This is a genomic window from Actibacterium pelagium, from assembly GCF_002285415.1.
GTDB lineage: Bacteria > Pseudomonadota > Alphaproteobacteria > Rhodobacterales > Rhodobacteraceae > Actibacterium_B > Actibacterium_B pelagium.
In genome coordinates this window covers 597,380-618,537 of record NZ_NSBU01000004.1, presented here as the reverse complement: position 1 = coordinate 618,537, position 21,158 = coordinate 597,380, and the positions used below count along the sequence as shown (strand labels likewise).

The 21,158-nt window shown below is 57.4% G+C and carries 24 protein-coding genes; 3 read left to right on the top strand and 21 right to left on the bottom strand.

Translation table 11 applies throughout. The features are described from left to right. Positions 1-83: 83 nt before the first annotated feature. Positions 84-776, bottom strand: coding sequence for a Crp/Fnr family transcriptional regulator (locus CLM58_RS03235; protein ID WP_095594450.1), 693 nt, complete (start codon positions 774-776; stop codon positions 84-86). 116 nt (positions 777-892) lie between these two features. On the opposite strand from CLM58_RS03235, the gene CLM58_RS03230 reads away from it, so the two are divergent. Both CLM58_RS03230 and CLM58_RS03225 read left to right on the top strand, forming a co-directional pair. Continuing rightward, complete coding sequence (locus CLM58_RS03230; protein ID WP_095594449.1) at positions 893-1,804, top strand: MBL fold metallo-hydrolase; 912 nt, start codon at positions 893-895, stop codon at positions 1,802-1,804. Next, a complete protein-coding gene (locus CLM58_RS03225; RefSeq protein ID WP_095594448.1) occupies positions 1,804-2,742 on the top strand; it encodes an MBL fold metallo-hydrolase in 939 nt (312 codons plus the stop codon). The genes CLM58_RS03230 and CLM58_RS03225 overlap by 1 nt, the downstream gene beginning before the upstream one ends. A 33-nt stretch (positions 2,743-2,775) precedes the next feature. Here CLM58_RS03225 and CLM58_RS03220 read toward each other — a convergent pair whose 3' ends face one another. The 17 genes from CLM58_RS03220 to CLM58_RS03140 form a co-directional block, all read right to left on the bottom strand. Continuing rightward, positions 2,776-3,846 carry a YeeE/YedE family protein gene (locus tag CLM58_RS03220; RefSeq protein ID WP_095594447.1) on the bottom strand — a complete coding sequence of 357 codons (1,071 nt, stop codon included), beginning with the start codon at positions 3,844-3,846 and terminating at the stop codon, positions 2,776-2,778. 92 nt (positions 3,847-3,938) lie between these two features. Beyond that, entirely contained in the window at positions 3,939-5,162 is a 1,224-nt protein-coding gene (gene hemA, locus CLM58_RS03215) for a 5-aminolevulinate synthase (protein WP_095594446.1), read from the bottom strand. 3 nt (positions 5,163-5,165) lie between these two features. Then, on the bottom strand, positions 5,166-5,600 hold the full coding sequence (locus CLM58_RS03210; protein ID WP_095594818.1) for a DUF302 domain-containing protein: 435 nt from the start codon (positions 5,598-5,600) through the stop codon (positions 5,166-5,168). Between the two features lie 81 nt (positions 5,601-5,681). After that, complete coding sequence (locus CLM58_RS03205) at positions 5,682-6,950, bottom strand: NAD(P)/FAD-dependent oxidoreductase (RefSeq protein ID WP_095594445.1); 1,269 nt, start codon at positions 6,948-6,950, stop codon at positions 5,682-5,684. A gap of 55 nt (positions 6,951-7,005) precedes the next feature. Beyond that, the gene (locus tag CLM58_RS03200; protein WP_095594444.1) at positions 7,006-7,707 is read right to left on the bottom strand and encodes a c-type cytochrome; all 702 of its coding nucleotides are present in this window, start codon (positions 7,705-7,707) and stop codon (positions 7,006-7,008) included. 3 nt (positions 7,708-7,710) lie between these two features. Next, positions 7,711-8,772: a c-type cytochrome gene (locus CLM58_RS03195; protein WP_095594443.1), complete on the bottom strand. Its 1,062-nt coding sequence runs from the start codon at positions 8,770-8,772 to the stop codon at positions 7,711-7,713. Further along, the gene (soxC, locus tag CLM58_RS03190) at positions 8,756-10,039 is read right to left on the bottom strand and encodes a sulfite dehydrogenase (protein WP_095594442.1); all 1,284 of its coding nucleotides are present in this window, start codon (positions 10,037-10,039) and stop codon (positions 8,756-8,758) included. Before soxC ends, CLM58_RS03195 begins: the two co-directional genes overlap by 17 nt. Positions 10,040-10,063: 24 nt before the next feature. Next, the gene (gene soxB, locus CLM58_RS03185; RefSeq protein WP_095594441.1) at positions 10,064-11,761 is read right to left on the bottom strand and encodes a thiosulfohydrolase SoxB; all 1,698 of its coding nucleotides are present in this window, start codon (positions 11,759-11,761) and stop codon (positions 10,064-10,066) included. A gap of 101 nt (positions 11,762-11,862) precedes the next feature. After that, positions 11,863-12,714, bottom strand: coding sequence for a sulfur oxidation c-type cytochrome SoxA (gene soxA / locus CLM58_RS03180; protein ID WP_095594440.1), 852 nt, complete (start codon positions 12,712-12,714; stop codon positions 11,863-11,865). Between the two features lie 31 nt (positions 12,715-12,745). After that, positions 12,746-13,075, bottom strand: a complete 330-nt coding sequence (gene soxZ, locus CLM58_RS03175) for a thiosulfate oxidation carrier complex protein SoxZ (protein WP_095594439.1) — start codon at positions 13,073-13,075, stop codon at positions 12,746-12,748. Positions 13,076-13,094: 19 nt separating this feature from the next. Continuing rightward, complete coding sequence (gene soxY / locus CLM58_RS03170; RefSeq protein WP_095594438.1) at positions 13,095-13,511, bottom strand: thiosulfate oxidation carrier protein SoxY; 417 nt, start codon at positions 13,509-13,511, stop codon at positions 13,095-13,097. A 15-nt stretch (positions 13,512-13,526) separates the two neighbouring features. Then, positions 13,527-14,003: a sulfur oxidation c-type cytochrome SoxX gene (gene soxX / locus CLM58_RS03165; RefSeq protein WP_095594437.1), complete on the bottom strand. Its 477-nt coding sequence runs from the start codon at positions 14,001-14,003 to the stop codon at positions 13,527-13,529. Positions 14,004-14,110: 107 nt separating this feature from the next. Continuing rightward, complete coding sequence (locus CLM58_RS03160; protein ID WP_095594436.1) at positions 14,111-14,677, bottom strand: thioredoxin family protein; 567 nt, start codon at positions 14,675-14,677, stop codon at positions 14,111-14,113. Between the two features lie 15 nt (positions 14,678-14,692). Beyond that, entirely contained in the window at positions 14,693-15,433 is a 741-nt protein-coding gene (locus CLM58_RS03155; protein ID WP_095594435.1) for a cytochrome c biogenesis CcdA family protein, read from the bottom strand. 85 nt (positions 15,434-15,518) lie between these two features. After that, positions 15,519-16,574, bottom strand: coding sequence for a YeeE/YedE family protein (locus CLM58_RS03150; RefSeq protein ID WP_095594434.1), 1,056 nt, complete (start codon positions 16,572-16,574; stop codon positions 15,519-15,521). A 42-nt stretch (positions 16,575-16,616) separates the two neighbouring features. Further along, positions 16,617-16,994, bottom strand: coding sequence for an ArsR/SmtB family transcription factor (locus CLM58_RS03145; RefSeq protein ID WP_095594433.1), 378 nt, complete (start codon positions 16,992-16,994; stop codon positions 16,617-16,619). Beyond that, positions 16,991-17,386, bottom strand: coding sequence for a thioredoxin domain-containing protein (locus CLM58_RS03140; protein WP_233132966.1), 396 nt, complete (start codon positions 17,384-17,386; stop codon positions 16,991-16,993). The genes CLM58_RS03145 and CLM58_RS03140 overlap by 4 nt, the downstream gene beginning before the upstream one ends. 52 nt (positions 17,387-17,438) lie before the next feature. On the opposite strand from CLM58_RS03140, the gene tal reads away from it, so the two are divergent. Continuing rightward, positions 17,439-18,506 carry a transaldolase gene (gene tal, locus CLM58_RS03135; RefSeq protein WP_229666185.1) on the top strand — a complete coding sequence of 356 codons (1,068 nt, stop codon included), beginning with the start codon at positions 17,439-17,441 and terminating at the stop codon, positions 18,504-18,506. A gap of 119 nt (positions 18,507-18,625) precedes the next feature. Here tal and CLM58_RS03130 read toward each other — a convergent pair whose 3' ends face one another. Genes CLM58_RS03130 through CLM58_RS03120 form a run of 3 tightly spaced genes read right to left on the bottom strand, consistent with a single transcriptional unit; the run spans position 18,626 to position 21,156 of the window. Continuing rightward, positions 18,626-19,369: a proteasome-type protease gene (locus tag CLM58_RS03130; protein WP_095594431.1), complete on the bottom strand. Its 744-nt coding sequence runs from the start codon at positions 19,367-19,369 to the stop codon at positions 18,626-18,628. A 32-nt stretch (positions 19,370-19,401) separates the two neighbouring features. Beyond that, positions 19,402-20,208, bottom strand: coding sequence for a transglutaminase family protein (locus tag CLM58_RS03125; RefSeq protein WP_095594430.1), 807 nt, complete (start codon positions 20,206-20,208; stop codon positions 19,402-19,404). Between the two features lie 3 nt (positions 20,209-20,211). Next, positions 20,212-21,156 (bottom strand): alpha-E domain-containing protein, encoded by a 945-nt coding sequence (locus CLM58_RS03120; RefSeq protein WP_095594816.1) that lies wholly within the window; start codon positions 21,154-21,156, stop codon positions 20,212-20,214. Between the last annotated feature and the right edge of the window lie 2 nt (positions 21,157-21,158).

Below are 21,158 nucleotides of genomic sequence, written 5' to 3'. Positions count from 1 at the left end.
AGATAAATGTATAATTACCCGATTTTATGGGAAAAAATCATCATCCCTTACGGCCATACGCACCTTGTACATTGAACTTACACTTATTTTACCTCGGCCAAGGCCTGCAGGTTTTCGCGGTCTAGGATCTCGATCGTCCCTCTGGACTGGGCCACCCAGCCACGCCGCTGAAATTCTTGCAGCTGCCTTGATACCACCTCGCGGGCAGAGCCCAGCTCTGCCGCCAATTTCTGGTGGGTGGTCTTCAGAACACCGCTGTCATCGGCCAAGGTCAAGATCTTCTGCGCCAGTCGGATGTCCAACCGTTTGAAAGCAACCTCGTCAATGATCATGAACAGGTCGGTCATCCGCTTGGAATAGGCATAGAAGACAAAGCTGCGGAACTCTGGTGACCGCGCAAGAAGATCGTCGAACACAGCACGTGGTATCGCCGCTGCTTTCACATCGGTCGCAGCAATGCCTTCAGCTGTATAATCTTCATGCGCCAAAAGGCAGGCCGTCGTCATCACGCAGCTTTCACCGGCAGTGACGCGATACAGAACAATTTCACGCCCGGTATCGGATCGCTGCTGAACCCGAACGGTTCCTTCCAGCAACAGCAGCATATGGTCCGGCGACTTGCCCGGCCCGAAGATCATCGTACCCTCGGAAACCTTGATCACCGTGCTGCGGTCCGCCAGAAAACGCCGCAGGTGGTCGGGCAGGTTAGCCAGCCCTGTGAACCGATCAATCCAACTTTCCAAAGTGACCACCTTCTGTTTCTTCACCTGTAGCATAGGCGTCTTTTTGCTTTAAGGTCGAGAGCCCTAAATGCCACCCCGAATCCTGTAGCATTTCAAGTACTTCCTCTATATATTCAAAAAAGCGATTATTTCTATCTGGGAGGATGTAAATGATTACTCGCAGGCGCTTTCTGCGCACGGCTGCTTCGGCCGGACTCGCCTCACAGCTTCCGCTTCTGTCGCACGCCAGCACCAGCTTTGGCTCGATGATGCTGGACACGGTCAGCGACGGGCATCTTGAACTGCCCGCCAGCTTTCTGATCGGCGAGATGCCGTCAGAAGAGGTCACCCGCATCCTTGCCCAGCATGGCGCTGATGGTGAGATCCTGAAGTCGCCCTGCAACCTGACCCTTGTCCGCGATGGTGAAAACACGGTCCTCTTCGACGCGGGCTCTGGCGCCGGGTTCATGCCCACAGCAGGGGACTTGCTCGACACGCTTGATGCGATCGGCGTCGCGCCTGACGACGTGACCCACGTGATCTTTACCCATGCTCACCCCGATCACCTGTGGGGCGTTCTGGATGACTTCGACGATCCGGTCTTTTTCAATGCCAGCCATCATATTGGCCGGGCCGAATGGGATTACTGGACCAACCCGGAAACCGTGAACACCATCGGAGAGGCACGCGCATCTTTCGCAGTGGGCGCCGCCCGCCGGTTGGAAGCCATCGAAGACGCCATCGACTTCTTTGACGCAGGCGATGAAGTTCTGCCCGGCATCATGGCCGTCGACAGCTCTGGCCACACGCCGGGGCATATGGCGTTCGAGGTCCGCTCGGGCAGTCAATCGGTGATGGTTGTCGGCGACGCCATCGGCAATGGGCACTTGGCATTTGCCAAACCTGAACTTGCGTCGGGTTCTGACCAAGACGCCGAAAAAGGGGCGGCCACGCGACTGGCGCTTCTTGATCGCCTTGCCACGGAACAGATGCCGATGGTCGGGTTCCACCTGCCCCAAGGCGGGTTCGGCCGGGTAGAGCGCCACGACGGAAATTACCGTTTCGTCCCGGAGAGCACCTAATGCGCTGGCTTCTTCTGTCCCTTCTTCCCACCGCCCTTCTGGCGAATGAGGATATTGCCGACCAATACCCCGGATCGGTCCTGTACCAGCATCCGGTAGAGGTTATTCCCGGTGTCTTTTCTGCCATCGGCGCGACGGCCCCGCCCACCTATGAGAACTCTGGTCACAACAACAACCTAAGCTTCATCGTAACCGGCGAAGGCGTGGTCGTTGTGAACAGCGGTGCGTCCTATCAGCTGGCAGAGGCGCTGCATTCTGAGATCAAAGAGGTCACCGACCAACCCGTCGTCGCCGTTTTCACTGAAAACGGCCAAGGCCATGCGATGCTGGGCAACAGCTATTGGGTCGGTCAGGGCGTTCCGGTCATCGCCCACAGCGAAGCCGCGCATGAATTCCAGGAATACGGCGCCCAGACGCAGCAGGCCCACCTGCGCACGATCAAGGAAAAGGCCGACGGTACCGAACTGGTTCAACCGACCGAGATCTTCGATGACGAATATGTCATGGAACTAGGCGAATTCCGGATCGAAGCCCGTTATTTGGGCCCGGCACACAGCCCCGGCGATATCGTTGTCTGGCTGCCGAACCAGTCACTGGTGATCTCGGGCGACATGGCCTTTCACGAGCGCATGCTGCCGATCTTTGAACACACCATGACCGCCGATTGGCTGGAGACCTGGGACACTGAATTCGAGGCGCTGAACGCGACCTATGTCATCCCGGGCCACGGCCATCCGACCAACATGGCGCAGGTGCGCCGGTACACGAAGGGCTACCTAGAGTATCTGCGTGAAAAGATCGGAGCGCATATCGACGAGGGCGGTGATCTGGCAGGGGCCTACTACGTCGATCAGTCACCCTATACCAACCTCGACACGTTTGAAGAACTGGCCACCAAGAACGCAGGCCGCGTGTTCGAACAAATGGAATGGGAATAAGATAAAGAAGGCGGCCTGCGGGCCGCCTTTTTACTAGGCCGTTGAGACTGCGACCCTGCGGGCTGAGATCATCAAACGCTGTGTCATCACCGCGCCAACCCACATAAAGAATACGGCCACCCAAGCGGTGAGCGAGAAGATCGCCCCGCCGGACACACCTGCGCCAACCGCGCAACCACCGGCCAGCATCGCGCCAAAGCCCATAAGTGTCGCGCCGACAAGGTAACGCTCCATCGGGGTGTCTTCGCCAAAGCGTTGAATACGGAACTCTCCGCTTAGCAGGGCCATAAGGCCGGACCCGATGAAAACGCCGGGCACCAGACCAATACCGAACGAGAACTCGATATTCGGGCTGTTGACCAATCCCATCAGGGTATCAGTTGCCGGGCCGGTAAAGGTAACACTGGACACGGGTACCGGATCAAACAGGGTCTGCGAAAGTTGATATGTCAGCACCCAGCCAAGCGCGACCGAGGCCCCGACAATCACAGCGCCCAACATGTGGGTTGGCTGTAGTTTCAAACGAACAGCCGCCCAGAATACTGTCAGCGCAAGCCCGATCAGGGAAACGCTAAGGACGACTGAAGAGGTAAGGCCCGTCAATGCCAACAGGTCGCGGGATGCGCCCCCGTCCACCAACCACAGTCCAGACAGTGTTTCGCGTGCTGGCGCCAACCCGCCACGAAGCGCAGCCTGAGCGACCAGTGTCAGCACAAGCCCGGTCATCAATGCACGAAGGTTACCGGTTGCTGACAAGACCAAAAGGCGGCTGGCACAGCCCCGCGCAAGGATCATGCCGGCACCGAACATCAGGCCGCCAATAATCGCCCCTGACATGCTGCCGGTCGAGGCGATCTGCGACGCGACATCGGTGTCCAGCCAGCCCAACAAGACAGCGCCTTGGGTTGCGGCGACAGCTGCCGTGAAAGCCAGCAACCAAATTGCCAGACGACCGCTTAGGATCCCTTCGGCGAACTCGGCCGTCGCTGCACGCAGGCAAAACCGCGAATGCTGTGCTGCCGCTCCAAAGATCAGCCCAACCACCAGCCCCGCCAAAAGCAAAGCCCAGCCATCGCCAATCGTTTCAATAAAATCGTTGATCATCGTCCGCTCCCGATTCCTTCGGGAATTCTTAAGAAAACAGGGACCAAGTTTCCTTGATCCCCGTCAAATTCGGTGGCCAATAAAGGTGTGAGTTACTGCGCCGCCAAGGGCATACGCGCCAATTGGCACTGGGCCCAGAGGTCTTCCAGCGCCTCGACCAGATGATCAAGGTCCTCAGAGGTGTGAACCGGCGAGGGGGTGATCCGCAGACGCTCGGTTCCCTTGGGAACGGTTGGGTAGTTGATCGGCTGAATGTAGACGCCGAAGTCGTCCATCAGCTTGTCCGAGATGAACTTGCACTTCACCGGGTCGCCAACCATCACCGGAATGATGTGGCTGGGGTTGTCGGTATGCGGGATGCCGATCGCATCCAGACGCGCACGCAATTCAGCAACACGGGCCTGCTGGCCTTCACGTTCGACCGAGCTTTCCTTCAGGTGGCGGATCGAGGCCGCCGCACCTGCTGCAACCGCCGGGGGCAGCGCGGTCGTGAAGATGAAGCCAGAGGCAAAACTGCGTACGAAATCGCACAGTTCGGACGAGGCCGCGATATATCCGCCGACGACGCCAAAGGCTTTGCCAAGCGTGCCCTCAATCACGGTCAGGCGGTCCATCAGACCTTCGCGTTCAGCCACACCACCGCCACGAGGGCCGTACATGCCGACCGCGTGGACCTCGTCCAGATAGGTCATGGCATTATACTGATCGGCCAGATCGCAAATCTCTTTGATCGGGGCGATGTCCCCGTCCATCGAATAGACGGATTCAAAGGCGATCAGCTTCGGCGTCTCCAGCGGCAGCTCTTTCAGCTTTGTCTCCAGATCGGCCAGATCGTTGTGCTTCCAGATCATGCACTTGGCACGACTATGGCGAATGCCTTCGATCATCGACGCGTGGTTCAACTCGTCAGACAGAACAACGCAGCCGGGGATTTTCGAGGCCAAAGTACCAAGCGCCGCCCAGTTCGACACGTAACCAGAGGTGAACAGCAGCGCTGCCTCTTTGCCGTGCAAATCAGCCAGTTCCTGTTCAAGCAGAACGTGGTCATGGGTCGTGCCGGAAATATTCCGAGTGCCGCCAGCCCCTGCACCGCAGCGGTCGATGGCGTCATGCATGGCCGCCAGCACCTTGGGATGCTGGCCCATGCCGAGATAGTCATTGGAACACCAGACCGTCACATCGCGTTTGCCCCCGTCATGGCGATTGATCGCCTTTGGGAAATTTCCGCGATGACGCTCTAGGTCTGCGAAGACACGGTAGTTACCGCTGTCGCGCAGATCATCGAGCGAGGTTTTGAAGAAGGTCTGGTAATCCATAGTTTATTGTCCTGCGGCTTCTCGTGCGATCTCATCCAACAGAGTTTGCACTTCCTGCATCGCGCCCTCGGGCAAGGTCCGATAGCCGATCGACACGTCGCCACCTTGATCGGTAACGAAGATGCCATACGGGCAATGGGCGATATTCATTGGGTCCGCTTCCATCACCTTGCGGGACAGAACGGCAGAGCAGAAGAGGAACGTGTCCGCTGCTGCAAAGATCTCTTTGTCACTGCCAACATCGGCGCCGGTGCGATTAAGCATCTCGCCCACGTGGCTGACATAGTCGATTACAAACCCGCGATCGACGATCGCGCTTTCGACACCAAAGGTGGCATCGTCAAAGCTACCGTCGAAGGGGTAAGTTACTGCCTCACCAGCAAAACCAGCGGTGGCAAAAGTGGCTGCGCAAACGGCGCTCAAAAACATACGTTTCATATTCATATCCTCCTGAACCTATCTGATCGCATTAAACCGGCGGCACCTTGATCCACATCAGATGCCGCCGGAAATCTTCAATTATCCGAACATATCAGAGGTGATTCCGGTGTACCAACCTTCGGATTCCTCATAGGTCGCCTTGCGAAGTTCGGCAGATTCGCCGGTCTTCGAGATGAAGCCACCGGTCGAAGCAATCTTTTCCGGGGTCGCTTCATAGTTCGCGCCTACTTTGATGCCGTCATTGGTGGTGATCAGCGACCAGCAAGTGTTCGAGAACTTCGCCGGGAAGACCTTAGAGCCGGTCAGCGCGCCGCGCACGGCCATGGCGCAAACCTTCGCCTGGCTGTTGGCCGCATAGCCCGATTTCGGCATGTCACCTTGGGCAGCTGCGTCACCCAGAACATGGATGTCCGGGTCGGCTTTGGACGACATATCTGCCGCGTTTACCGGAGCCCAGTTGCCATCGGTCACACCTGCGATTTCAGCAATCTTGCCAGCCTTCATCGCCGGGATCACGTTGCAGACGTCAACTTTGTTCTCTTCACCGTCGATGGTCACGGTCATCGCATCCGGGTTTACCGAAACAGAGTCACCACCAAAGTCCGGACCGATCCAGTCGATCATGCCGTCATAGTGGTTCCCCCAGCCCTCTTGGAACAGAGCCATTTTCGAGAACTTCGGCTTCGGATCGGCCACGATGATTTTCGCGGTCGGGTTATTCTGCTTCAGGAAATGCGCGATCATCGAGATCCGCTCGTACGGTCCCGGAGGGCAGCGATACGGGTTCGGCGGCGCGACCATTGCAAAGGTGCCACCTTCGGGCATCGCTTCCAGTTGCGCTTTCAGCAGTTCGGTTTGCGACCCGGCCTTATAGGCATGGGGCATCTTGTTCTGGGCGCTGATGTCCCAGCCTTCAACCGCACCGTCGACAAAGTCGATACCCGGCGACAGGATCAGCTTGTCATAGGGCAGTTTGCTGCCCCCGGCCAAGGTCACCATATTGGTGTCGCGATCTATGCCGATCGCCCAGTCATGCACGACGTTGATGCCGTATTCCGATGCCAGCTTGCCATAGGAATGGCCGATATCGTTGAATTGTTTGAACCCACCCAGATACAGGTTCGAGAAGAAGCAGGTGTAATACCGCCGGGTCGGTTCGACGAGGGTGACGTCGATCTCACCCTTGCTGTCCTTGGCGATATAACGCGCTGCTGTTGCACCACCGGCCCCGCCGCCAATGACAACAACCTTCGGCTTACCGTGTGCGGCACCCATAACCATCGGGGCCGACATGGACGCCCCCACGGCAACACCTGTGCCAAGGAATTTACGTCTGTTTAATGTCATAGTGCTGTCCTCCCTTTACGCTCTTAAAAATTACTTAGTGCAGTCAGTCTGTGTCCTACTGCTCGGGGTCTTTAAAATATGCTGCAAGCGACGCAATTTCGTCGTCGGATAGGCGACCCGCAATCATTTGCATGACCGGATGCGCCCGTTTTTTTGATTTGTAGGCATGAAGAGCGACGACAAAGTCCTCTTCCGGCCAAAAAGTAATAGATGGGATGCCATCGTCATCGCCATCGATCTGATGGCAAGTGACGCATTCGCTCGATAGGTATTGCCCGTATTCCGGGTCACCCTGAATGGCCAGAATCGCGGGATCAACATCGTGGTCTGTGCCACGTGCAGTCGGATCCGCTTCGGGAATGTCGCGCGGATTGTCCGAAAAGGTCCGCAGATAGGCGATCAAATCCGCCCGTTCATCGACATCTTTCATTCCCCGGAAGTTCATCCGGGTACCCGAAACAAGATTTTTCGGGTTTTCCAAATAGGCATGAAGCTGTTCGGCGTGCCATTCAAGGCCGCCATCCGCAGCACGGATCATGCCCTTAGAATATTTGAAACCTTCAACCGAACCGGCTTTGCGACCGAACAAACCGTTCAGTTGCGGCCCAACTCGGTTGGTGGCGCCGGGTCCAACCTGGTGACAGCTTTTGCAAAGCTTGAAGTGCTTCTCGCCCGCTTTCGCGTCACCAATATTGGCAGCCTGCACAGCCCCGGCAGAGGCTATGCAGAACGTCGCTATGGCAAGGACCCGGCGCATGTCTTAGTTGCCGTTGTTCTTGAGGAATTCGATGACAGCGGCGATATCGGCTTCCTTCTTCAGACCGTTGAACGACATTTTGGTGCCTTTCATGTACTTCCGGGGCGCCGCGAAGAAGGCTGCCAGTTCTTCCTCGGTCCAAGTCTGACCTGCTTCCGCAGCGGCCTTCATCGGCTTGGAATACTTGAAGCCATCGACCGCACCAACGGGCGCACCCACGATCATGTTCAGGCCGGGGCCGGTCTTGTTCTTGGCGCCTTCGCCAACGGTATGACAGGACTTGCACTTCTTGAAGACTTTTTCGCCTGCAGCGACCAACTCCATGTCCAGTGCAGCCATTGCCGGTGCCTCTTCAGCAGGTTCGGCAGCGGCAACTTCTTCCGCGGCCGGAGCTTCGGTCTCGGTCTGCGCCACTTCCTCTGCCTCTGTGCCTTCGTCTTCCGGCGTCACATCCAGAACGGCTGCGCGCATGGTGATCTCGACGCTCTCTTTACAGTCGCTCATGCAAGCAACGTTAAAGATCGGGTACTCGGTCTCGGCACGATCGTCGATGATGAAGCCTTCGGCGTTAGGCAGTTCGACGTCCATAAAGTTTTCGTTCGATAGAACGAAATCATCATCCACCAGGTCGTTCGAATACAGGATATACGCTGTGATCGCGTAAACCTCGTCCGCGGTCAGCGACTGTGCGTTGCCAAACGGCATCGAGCGGTTGACGTAATCCCATACGGTCGACAGGTACGGCCAGTAGGAACCGACAGTTTTCAGCGGGTCTTTGTCCGCCAAAGTACCTTCGCCACCTGCCAGCTTGGGCCAGTTGTCACGACCTTCAGCAAAGTCGCCGTGGCAGATTGCACAAGCTTCGGCAAAGACCTCTTCGCCGGTGAACGCATCACCCGAACCGGCCGGCAGACCGGTTCCATCGGGCGCGATGTCCACGTTCCACGCGGCGATTTCTTCGGGCAGAGCTTCGCGGCCCAGACCGAACTTCTCCGCCAAGGCGGGACCCGCAACCAGCGTCGAGGCCAGCGCAGTAGAGATAATCAGATTACGAGACTTCGACATTTTCCGCCTCTCCGTCTTTATTGACCCACCAGGTCTGAATGCAGTTGTTGTGATAGATCGAGTTCTCGCCGCGCACCTCGCGCAGTTGCGCTTTGGTCGGCTGAACGTAACCTGTGTCATCCATGGCGCGCGATTGCAGCAGCATCTCTTCGCCGTCCCATGTGGTATCCAGATAGAAACGGGTCAGGGCCATTTTCTCGCCCGGCTTCGCCAGACGTGCGGTTTCCCAGGTCTTACCACCGTCTTTCGACACGTCGACACGGGTGATCGCGCCACGACCGGTCCATGCCAGACCAGTGATGACCAGCGGGCCTTTGCCGTGTTTGATCGGCATCTGCGGCGAAGGCGAGGTGATGACGGATTTCGCATCCATCGCCCAGGTCCACTTGCGGCTGGTGCCATCTTCCAGAGTGTCGGTGTACTTCGAGGTCTCTTCGCGGCTTTCAACAGCGTGGTCGGTGACCTCGATGCGGCGCAGCCATTTAACCCACATGTTGCCTTCCCAACCGGGAACAACCAGACGGACCGGGTAACCGTGCTCCATCCGCAGGGCTTCGCCGTTGGCTTTAAACGCCACCAGACAGTCGTCCAGCGCCTTTTCCATCGGGATGGAACGACCGTTCGACGAGGCATCCGCGCCTTCGACATAGACCCACTTGTCTTTCAGGTCACCTGCGGTGTCCAGACCAGCTTCTTCCAGCAAGGTACGCAGGGTCACGCCGGTATATTCCATGTTGTGGACCATACCGTGGGTGAACTGGGCACCGTTCAACTGTGCGCCCGCCCATTCCATGCCGGTGTTCGCCGCGCATTCGCAGAAGTAGACGTGGTTTTCACGCGGGAAGCGTTCCAGATCGTCATAGGTGAAGATCAGCGGCTTATCGACAAGGCCGTTGATCATCAGGCGATAGTCTTCTTTGCGCAGCTCAATCGCACCCGAGTGGTGGCGTTCAAACGCACAGCCCTGCGGGGTGATCGTGCCGTCCAGCGCGTGGATCGGGGTGAAGTTGATCGAGCTGATCGGATCAGCTGTCAGCCATTCAACATTCCGGCGTACGACATCGCTTTCGTACTTGATCGGCAGACCATAGGGGGTCTCGTCTACGCCAGCCCCCAGTTCCTGCGCCCATGGCTGTTTTTCGGTGATCAGCGGGTCGGGACCCGCTGCGCTGGCGGCAGTACCCGCCACGGCCCCGGCGCCTGCTGCGGCAGCGCCTGACAGGAACTGTCTGCGCGAGGGCGCAAAGTCCTTGGTGTCATCGGTCATCTGTCGATTCTCCTGCGGTTTATCTTAGGCGCCCACGACTTGGACGCTGTTGTTCGGATCAAGTTTGACGGTGCCCTGATTGCGGATGTGGTTTTCAACCACCTCCCAAATCATCGGCCCCTCGGTGCCTTCGTTGACGCTGGCCCAGCCGGCGACGACGTAATTCTTGGACGGATCAATTGCCTCGCCCGTTTTCAGAAGGGTCATATCGCTGATGCGGCTGCCCTGCGGTTTGGTGATGTCGATGCGGTAGCCCATGCCACCGATGCGGACCATGTCGCCACCCTGCTGGTAATAGGGGTCCGGGTTGAAGATGTTGTCGGCGACGTCTTCAAGGATCACCTTGATGAACTCACCGGTCATCTCTGTTCGGTAGGCCTGACCGTAAGACATCGAGGTCACGTTCCAGATGTCCTCACGGGTGATCTCGCTGCCCGAAGGCAGGCTTGGGCCCCAACGAACACCCGGCGACATGGCGATATCCGCTTCACGCTCGGTGATCAGGGCGTCACAGATCAGGTCATCCCAGGATCCGTTAAAGTTACCGCGGCGGTACAGCATCGTGTCGGTGGTGCCGATCACTTCGCGCATCGCGCTTTCATACGGCGCGCGCTGCTCGTCGATCAGTTTGGATACGGCTGCATCCGGCGTGATGACGTCCGAGAAGACGGGGATCAGCTTGTGGCGGATGCCCATCATCTTGCCATCGCGAACATCCAGATCGACGCGGCTGACGAACTTGCCGTTCGACCCCGAGGCGATGATGAAAGTGTTCCCGATCTGAACCGGTTCCGGCAGGGCGTCATGGGTGTGGCCCGACAGGATCACATCGATACCCTTCACGCGGCTGGCCATCTTCTTGTCCACGTCGAAACCGTTGTGGGACAGAACGACCACACACTCGGCACCCATGCCGCGTACTTCGTCGACCATCGCCTGCATGTTTTCGTCACGGATCCCGAACGAATACTCCGGGAACATCCAGCCCGGGTTCGCGATCGGCATATAGGGGAAGGCCTGACCGATGACGGCAATCTTCACGCCGCCACGCTCAAAGAATTTGTACGGCTTGAACAGCTCGGCGGGCTCGTCCCACTCGGCATCAAAGATGTTCTGTCCAAGGGACGCGAAAGGCAGGCTTTCGACCAGTTCGGTCACGCGTTCAGAGCCGAGCGTGAACTCCCAGTGGAAGGTCATCGCGTCAGGCTTCAACGCGTTCATGACATTGACCATGTCCTGCGCTTCAGTCTGATAGCAGGTGTAAGAGCCGTGCCAGGTGTCGCCGCCATCCAGCAGCAGCGCATCAGGGCGGTCAGCGCGGATCGCGTTGATCACCGTTGCCATGCGGTCCAGACCACCGATCTTTCCGTAGGTCTTGGCCAGAGCATCAAAATCACCGGCGCTGAGGGCATAATGAGAGGGAGACCCATCCGCGATGCCATAGGCTTTGCGGAAATCCGCGCCGGTGATGTGAGGAACCGCGCCCTTGTTGTCACCAACACCGATGTTGATCGAAGGCTCGCGGAAATACAGGGGCTTTAGCTGGCCGTGGATATCGGTGATATGAATCAACGATACGTTTCCGAAGGTATCGAACTGCAAAAGGTCGTCCTGAGTCAGGGCCTGTTGGGCCGCCAGCTTGGCCCAGTTGCCAAAACCGGAAGTCCCGTACATCGCTGCTGCTGCCATGCTGACCTGCAGAAAATCACGCCGTGAAATCATCTTTCTCTTCCCAGCTAAATTTGTGTCACATTCATATGATTGAATATGTTTAGATACTTAAAACCCGCCCCCAGCTTTCGCCAAGGGCGGGTTCGTTGAGTTTAGTTGCGGACCGAAGGACCTTCGACCGACAGACCGTTACCGCGCGAAGACAGGTACAGCTCCAGTGCCACGAACTCTGGCGAGGCCGGCGCATAGGTTTCTGCACGTGTGTCACGAACGCAGCCTTTGAAACGGTCGTGGACCGTGTTCAGCTTGGCGTTCTTCAGACGATAAGCCGGGAAGCCATTGATCTGGCCTTGGCTCAGGTGGTCTGCACGGATCATGTTGTCATAGTTGTCTTCGTGGCAGTTCGCACAGGACAACTCCAACTGACCGGTCCGGGAGTAGTAAAGCTCTTTGCCCCATTCCCATGTGGACTGAGCCGGACCGTCGATGGCGACGTTCACGGGCATGCCGCGAGATACCGACGCCAGCAGCGCAACGAGGTTGGTCATGTCGCCACCGTTGTACTTGAGCTTTTCAGCCCCCATACGGTCGGTGCGGCATTCGTTGATCTGCATTTCGATCGTGTAGACTTCTTCAGCCTGATCGTTCCACTTCGGATAGACCGCCTTGACCCCTTTCAGGTTCTCCGGCGACTCGTGGCAAGACGCGCACGATTTGCCTTCCGAACCCGCAGCGGCGTCAAACACTTCGCGGCCCATGTCGACAAAGATCATGCCCGGATTGTCGAAGTCATCCATCTGCAAGGCCTGAGTCTCATCCGACCGGAACGTCCAACCGGAATAGATTGTGTCCACGTTTTCCATATGCGCCGGGGCGTCAGTACGGACAACGATTTCAATCTCTTCGTTGACGACCAGATTGTCTTCTTGGCCAGCGCTGGCAGCACCGGCTGCCAGAGCAATTGCTGCAGTCATCGCTGCGACGCTTGTCATCATTTTACGCATATTGCGTTTCCTCCCTGTCAAGCGCTGCTGCTTACGCGATCGCGATGTCTTTGCTGGTATCGTAGACGTCACCGTCATCGTCATACCAAGTGAACTTGAAAGTACCTGCCTCTTTGACCATCGCATCGAATTCGAAATACGGGTTGGTCGAGATCGCGGGCTCCAGAGTGACGTCGATGACCGACTCACCGTTAAACTCGCAAGTGAAGCGGTTGATGATCGAGCGCGGAATGGGGTTGCCCTCTTTATCCTTGCGCTGACCGCTTTCCATCTTGTGGCTGATCAAAGTTTTGATCGTGATCGAGTCGCCTGCAGCGGCTGACTTCGGGACTTTTACGCGGGGTTTTACACCAGATGCCATTTTCTATTCTCCTCTAGCCTTAGCCGCCGCAGCCGCCGATGGTGACCTTAACGGTCGACGATGCTTTGACGAAGCTGCCGTCGCCCATTTTGGCGATGGCCACAACGTCCTGCGTGCCGGCCAGACGAATACGGGTGGAGGCCGACTGCGATGCTGCGGCCGGACCAAAGGTGAACTTGGCGACGCCCGGGGTCGGGTTGCCAAGTGCCAGGATCAGGATTTCAGCGGCGCCGGGTGCGTCGACCGAAATCGGAACGGTGTTACCGTTTTCAGCGATTTCCGGTGCGGTCAGGGTGATGCCACCTTCGCCCGCTTCGGCTCCGCCGGTGAAGGCGTTGATCTGCTCTTCGGCAGCCGCGAGAACGCGCATCGGCAGTGCTGCTACCGTTGCGGCGCCAAAGCCGACAGCCAAGAGATTACGACGAGTGAGTTCCATGTCTATCTCCGGGGGTTATTCTGTAAGGGTCGCCAGATAGGCGACAACGTCTTCGACCTGCTGAGCCGTCAACAGGGGCTCTAGGTCTTCTTCTTTCGCAGCTTTGCCAGTGTAGCCATCGCCCGGGCGGACATATCCGCTCTTCTTGTAAAAGGCTGGCATGATGGTTCCGTCAAACATCATTTTGGCGTTTGCGACGATGCCGCGCAGCTCTTCTTGTGTCCAACGATCACCAGCACCGTCCAGCGACGGGCCTACTTCACCGTGGAAGGGGAAATCTTCCAGTGCGGTTACTTGGTGACAAGCAATGCAGTTACCCAGACCACGAGTGGTCATTACGGTCCGGCCTGCGTCTGCGTTACCCGCCTGCCCGGTGAGGGATTGAGCAACCGCGCCATCGGCGTAGGTTACTGCAGCGGGAGCGACAACCTCGGCAAGCGCAGGAAAAGTTCCCGCCATCACCACCGCCGCCGCAACAAAAGTTCGTTTCATGCGTCCTCCCTAGAACTATCTTCGTGCACCATAGCGTACAATCGAGCTTTCACGCAATAACATATTCACTTACATGATTATGATGTTGGGTTGACTTTAGGTAACTTTCAACGTAGCTGCCGGCGCTCATTTATCTTACGAGCGTGATATTTCTGGAAATTTTCCCCAGTTGTATAGCCTTTTTCCACCACCCAGCTCAAAAGATCCAGTGTCGTACCCTTCTGGAACGCGCCTGGCATCACTGCAACCGCTGCCTCATTTGCCGGAGTATTTTCGCCGACTTCTTCCGGAAAAAAGAGAATCGTCGGCGTGAACATCACGCCCCATTTCATCGCCATATCTTTTTCTGGCAGCGATTCTCCGTCGAAGTCCGTCATCTCGACATCACCGAACAGATTCATCTGCACGACGAAGTAATTGTCCTCGATATAAGCCTCCACATCGGGGTCGGGAAAAACCTCGTTATGCATTTTGGTGCAATAGATGCAGCCACGCTGCTCGACCAGCACCATCAGGCGTTTACCCTCGGCATTGGCCTCGGCCAGATCCTCGGCCATGTCTTTGAACGTATCGCGCATCCACGCGGTTTTGTGCAGCCCGTCATCGCCAAGCTCGACCGCCCAAACGGTCACGGGCGTGAAGACCAGCGCCAAAATCATGAGAATACGTTTCATGTCGTCCTCCCTTTATCAACCAAAGCTCGCAAAAGAGGGAAATACCTCCAACATCCATTGCGCAATAATATTCATTGAATTCGTCGCGATCAGCAGACCGAAGACGATCAGCATCGCCCCCATGAGTTTCTCGATCAAGGGCAGGTGGCGGCGGAAACCAGCCATCCAGCGCATGAACGGTCCGATGAACATCGCAGCCACCACGAATGGCAAGGTCATGCCGGCCCCGTAGGTAAACAGAAGCGTGGCGCCTTTCATAGCGGTCTCGGTTCCTGCGGCCGTGAACAGAATCGCCGCCAAAACCGGGCCAACACAGGGCGTCCAACCAAAGGCGAAGGCCAGCCCAACGAGGTAGGCACCGGCAAAGCTGAGGTTCGAAACCTCTCCTGCATCAGCGCGGAACTGCCGGTAGAGAATGCCGATCCGGATCACACCAAGAAAATGCAGGCCCATGATAATTATCAGCCCCGCCGCGAACCATCGCAGGACATCAAAATATTCGCGCACCATCTGCCCAAAGACAGAGGCCGAGGCCCCAAGCCCCATAAAGACTGTGATCACCCCAAGGGCAAAGCAGATCGCGGCGACGACCGCACGGTTCCGCACAGCGGGTGTAATCGGCGCATCTGCGGATATCTGGCTCATCCCGGTCCCGGCCAGATAGCTTAGATAGAACGGCACGATCGGCAGGATACAGGGGGACAGGAAGGACAACAGCCCGGCAATCGCCGCGCCCCAATACGTGACTTCAAGCATGACGCCAGATGACCTCCCACAACATATTCGAAAAACATGATGTGTTTATTTGATCGACTTGGCAAGCCTTGGAAACGTCGCAGACCTATTCGGCGGGTTGGTGGAACCCTTCAATCAGCTGGCGTAGGCCAAAAGCCGCCCCAAGAACGATCGAAATCAACGTAACCGGGGCGCCATAGCTTAGAACGGCCATCGCCGACAGGCCTTGCCCAATGCTGCACCCCACGGCGATCACGGCCCCGACGCCCATCATGCCAGCACCAAAGATCTGGCGCTTCAGTTCGCGCGGGTCTTCACAGGCCTCCCAACGGAAGTGCCCCTTGATCAGGCTGCCGATAAAGGCCCCAATCCAAACACCGGCCACCGATCCAAGACCAAAGCTAAGCGTCTGACCGGACGCGGTCATCGCATAAAGCATCGCCTCGCCCACCGGGGCAGAGAAGGTGTGCGATTGCACAGACACCGCGCCTAGGCTGGTATGTGCAACCCAAGCCGTACCTCCCCAGCCGGCCATCACAGCCAATCCAACGACAGCGCCCCAGAACATTGCCGGGCGGTCCTCGCGCATTCTTTTTGGCGCGACGGCAAACCCAAGAATCACTAGGCCAATCACGATCCCTGCCATCCCGGCAGGCAAGCTGAAGGATTGTTCGGCCAAAACTGACAGGCTGGGCGTCGCCTCTGCCTGAACCTGAGGGAAGACCCAAATGCGTAGATAGGCCAAAGGCCCGGAAAGGGTTGCATAGGCCGCGAGCCCCATCACCAGCACGATCACGAAGCTACGCAGGTCACCGCCACCCAGCCGCGCCAAGGCGCCATAACCGCAGTTGCCAGACAGGGCCATGCCATAACCGAACAGCAGACCACCAACGATGCTGGCGACTGGGTTCCATTTATCAGACAGAATACCTACCGCCGACAGGTCAATGATACCAAGCCCCACCAGCACATGCACGCCGATCATCGCGACACCGATGGCCACGGCCCACATGCGCAGGCGAATATCGTTGTGAGAATACAGTACGTCTTCCAATGCACCCAAGGTGCAGAAACGCCCCAGTCGAGCGGCCAACCCAAGCAGAATGCCACCGGCCAAGCCGATCAGCAGCACTACGAAACCTTCGTTTGCCAAGTCAAACATTGCCGGGGCCCTCCCTAAGTCCGGCTCGAAAGTAGTACGAGTCTACTTATTCTCCTCGCTACAGAATAGACGATACACCAATTCCATGACCTGTCGCGCACGATCATCGGCCAAACGGTAGTAAATCGTTTTCCCTTCGCGACGAGGCACAATCAGGCCTTCCAGTCGCAGACGCGCCAATTGTTGCGACACAGCCGCCTGACGGGCCGACAACAAGGATTCCAACTCTCTTACAGATTTCTCGCCGCTGGACAGATAGCACAGGGTCATCATCCGCCCTTCGTGCCCGATCGCCTTTAGAAAGCTCGCAGCCGTCGTGGCATTATCCATCATCTTGTCCAGCGTTGCCTCGCTGGTGTCTTCATGAAAGATCGGAAGCGCTGAACGGCGCTGGTCTGAATTGGCGTTGGAATCTTTCATCCACCGCTCCTGTGAACAGAATTCTGTTCGAACATCATACCCAGCATTCCCCAAAACAGGTTATCCCCCATGTATCCCTCGATCCGACTGACTTCCTGACCGTCACGCATAAGGACAAAGGTCGGGGTAAACACCGGACGCGAGCGAAACGAAAGGTCTGCGGGCAGACTTTCAGTAAGGTCGATCCTGCGCAATGGAGCTGCTTGCCCCTCTGGGGTTTTGGGGTAAATCGGGCCAACCTCGGTGTTCCAGCGCATGCAATAGACACAGCCCGGCTCTTCGACCATCACCAATTCGGTGCCGGCCGTCGAGAAAGTCGCGCTTGCGACCCATAGGAATAAGAGTGCGCTGATCTTGCGGATCATGGACAAGGTACCTCTGTTGAAGGACATATTATAATTTTTATATATGTGCCTGCAAGTTTTCTGCTTCAATGCCGAGTTCATGCTCGTTTACTGTTACCGCTATCAGGCCCGGATTGACTTCCCCGATGGCAAACCTGTAGACGATCATGGACCCGGCGCCCTGCCACAAGAGATCACGTCCCTGATGGAGACCAGACCTATGCCCACCGCCCTTGATGCCCTTCGCGAAATGACTGTTGTTGTCGCAGACACCGGCGACATTGACGCCGTTCGCGCCCTGAAGCCCGTCGATTGCACGACCAACCCAAGCCTAGTGCTGAAAGCGCTGCAAAGCCCGGCCTATGCCGAGATGGTCGACCGCGAAATCGCCGCAGGCAAAGCCGAGGGCAAAACCCCTCTTCAGGTTGCCGATTCACTGACCGTTGGCGTTGGCGCCGAGCTTTCCGCGCTGGTCCCGGGCCGTGTGTCGACCGAGGTGGATGCGCGCCTATCCTTCGACGTAGAGGCCTCTTTGGAAAAAGCGCGTGCGATCATCGCCGCTTATGAAGCCCAAGGCATTGGCCGCGACCGCATCCTGATCAAGCTGGCCGCCACTTGGGAAGGCATCCGCGCCGCCCAGATCCTTGAAAAAGAAAATATCCAGTGCAACCTGACCCTGATCTTCTGTCTGGCGCAGGCGGTAGCCTGTGCAAACGCAGGCGTCTTCCTGATTTCGCCCTTCGTGGGCCGGATCACCGACTGGTACAAAAAGGCCGATGGCGTTGAATCCTATGCGCCAAACGAAGATCCGGGTGTTCTGTCGGTGCGCGGCATTTATGACTACTACAAGTCGAACGGCATCGACACGGTCGTCATGGGCGCGTCCTTCCGGTCGAGCGACCAGATCAAGGCGCTGGCGGGCTGCGACCGCCTGACAATCTCTCCGGCGCTGCTGGAAGAGCTTGGCTCTGACGCGTCCGAGCTGCCTCAGGTTCTGTCGGCGGACAATGCGACCGGTGTTGCACCGATCCCGATGGAAGAGGCTGATTTCCGTTGGGCGCTGAACGAAGATGCGATGGCCACCGAAAAGCTGGCCGAAGGCATCCGCAACTTCAACAAGGACCACGACAAGCTGCTGGCCATTCTGGCCGAGCGTCTGGCCGCCTAAAACAAACCGCGGGCCCGCAGCCCGCGTCTAGAATTGGTCTCCCACCCGGATGTGCAGGTGGGAGGCAAAACGCTTACGCCGCCCGGAATTTCCAGACCGTTTTAATCGAAAACCGGGGCTCAGTCGTCTTTTGGAAGAGCGAACGCGGGAAGTTGTCGAAAAGCCTCGCGCAGCGCCACACCCCATCCGCTTGAAACAGCCTCGTAATAGGGGTCGTCCTGCTGAATGCGGAAGACGCGCCCATTCTTCAGGCTGCCTGCTTCATAGGCGTGGACATCCAGCGGCAGGCTGACCGACAGGTTCGCCTTGATCGTGGAATCGAACGAGACCATCAGCAGTTTGATCGCGTCTTCAAAGCTCATATCGGGGTCATAGGCGCGCACAAGGATCGGGCGGCCGTATTTCGTCTCGCCAATCTGGAAGAAAGGCGTATCGAAACTGGCTTCGATAAAGTTGCCCTCGGGGTAGATCATGAACAGCCGCGGAGAGCCCTCTCCGATCTGCCCGCCCAGAATAATCGTCGCGTCAAAAACCGCATCGGCACGCTGCCCTGCGTTTGCATGGACGGCGATGACCTCTTTCAACAGGCTGCCCACCATGTTGGCCACCTGAAACATGGATTCCGCTTCAAGGATACCGGGTTTACGGTCGCCGGGGCCCTTGCTGCGCTCTTCCAGCATGCTGACCACAGCCTGCGTGGTCGCAAGGTTGCCCGCCGTCATAAGCGTGATTGATCGGTCCCCCGGGACTTCCCAGGTGAACATCTTCTGAAAGGTGGAAATATTGTCGACGCCCGAGTTCGTGCGGGTGTCGGACATGAATACCAAGCCCTTCTTCAACATCAGGCCAACGCAATAGGTCATAGAGCCTCCTTCTTCAGGGTCTTTCAATCAGCCTATTGCTGAACCTGCAAGCTAACCTGCAAGGTTTCCTGCCCCGAACCGTGACGAATTCCCAAAATTGGCGCAGCGTCATTGTAATCACGTCCCGTCGCCACACGCACGTAACGGGCATCCGGGCTGATTCCATTAGAGACGTCGAATCCAACCCAGCCCAGCACTTTGGTCCAAACCTCGCACCACGCGTGGCTTGCATCCTGCGCCACCTGCCCATCCATGAACAGATACCCGCTGACATAGCGCGCGGGGTACCCAAGGTGCCGCGCCACCGCGATCATGATATGCGCATGGTCCTGACACACCCCATGCCCAGCGGCCAAGGCCATCTCGGCGGTGGTCTGGCTGTCGGTTTGCCCGATTTCATAGGTCACCAGTTCCGAGATCGCCGCAGACACAGCATGCAGACGGGCCACATCATCCTGTCCTTCGGTTTCATCGCGGACACGGGCCGCAAGTTGGCGAACCTGATTTCCCGGCGCTGTCATCGGAGTAGATTCTTGAAACAGCCACAGCGGGGCGAAACCCGCATGGGTTCCGATCACGCCATTCCGATCTTCAACCTCTACCTCGCCGGTGCTGACGATCTCGATACAGGTGACACCTGTATCGACTTTGACCAACTCGGTGTGGTTGTTGAACTGATCGTCAAAGACCAGCTGTTTCTTGCCGCCTGTGATCTTGGAATCCCAACTCAGCACCGTCTGCCCATGCCCTGTACGGGGGATCAGACGCAGCTGCTGCAACGCATAGTGGACCGGCGTATCATACTGGTAAGTCGTGACGTGGGTGATGGACAGTTTCATGTGTTACCCGGTGAACCTGAAATCCTGCTCGATCAGAGAGGACAGTTTATGGATGTCATCGATGAAATCCCGCAGGAATTCGTGCAAGCCATCCTGAAAGATGCTGGAAATCGTGCTGTCAGACAGGCGCTTGCTAATCTTTTCAGACAGGGCCTGGCTGCCTTGGCGCGCACCATATTCCTGCTCTAACTGATGCAGGTGCTTGTCGATTTGGCTTTGGCAGAACGCCAGCGACCGAGGCATACGTTCATCAAGGATCAGGAACTCTGCGATCCCAAGCGGGGAGGTATCGCCCGCATTCAGCCAGCGATAGGACTGTTCGGCCGAAACCGACCTTAGGATAACCTCCCACTGGGCGTTGTCGATATTGGTGCCAACGAAGGCGGCAGAGGGAAGCAACACATAATACTTCACATCCAGAATACGCGCCGTGTTGTCGGCCCGTTCGATAAAGGTGCCCAGCCGCGCGAAAGAGAAGATATCATTGCGCAGCATCGTTCCATGCAGGGCACCGCGAACAACCGAGGTCCGATAACGGATCGTGGCCAGTACATCATGCAGGTTTCGTTCGCTGACAGGGCGCGCCAACTCTTCCTTCAGCACCATCCAGCATTCGTTCGTGGCCTCCCACACTTCGCTGGAGAGGGCCGTGCGCACCGTTCTGGCGTTTGACCGGGCCTGATCAATCGTCGCCATGATGCTTGAGGGGTTATCCCGGTCCCGCAGCATGTAATTGACCACGTTGCCCGAGGTATAGCTGTCGTATTTCTCGTTATAGCCCTGCGCCATTCCGGCCGTCGTGATGATCGACTGCCATTCGTTCGACCCGTCGTCGGCTGATCGGGTCAGGGCCATACGCCAGCCTGCCTCTAGCAGGCGGGCGGTGTTTTCAGCGCGCTCTAGATAGCGGAACATCCAGAACAGGCCACCAGCGGTCTTGCCCAGCATCA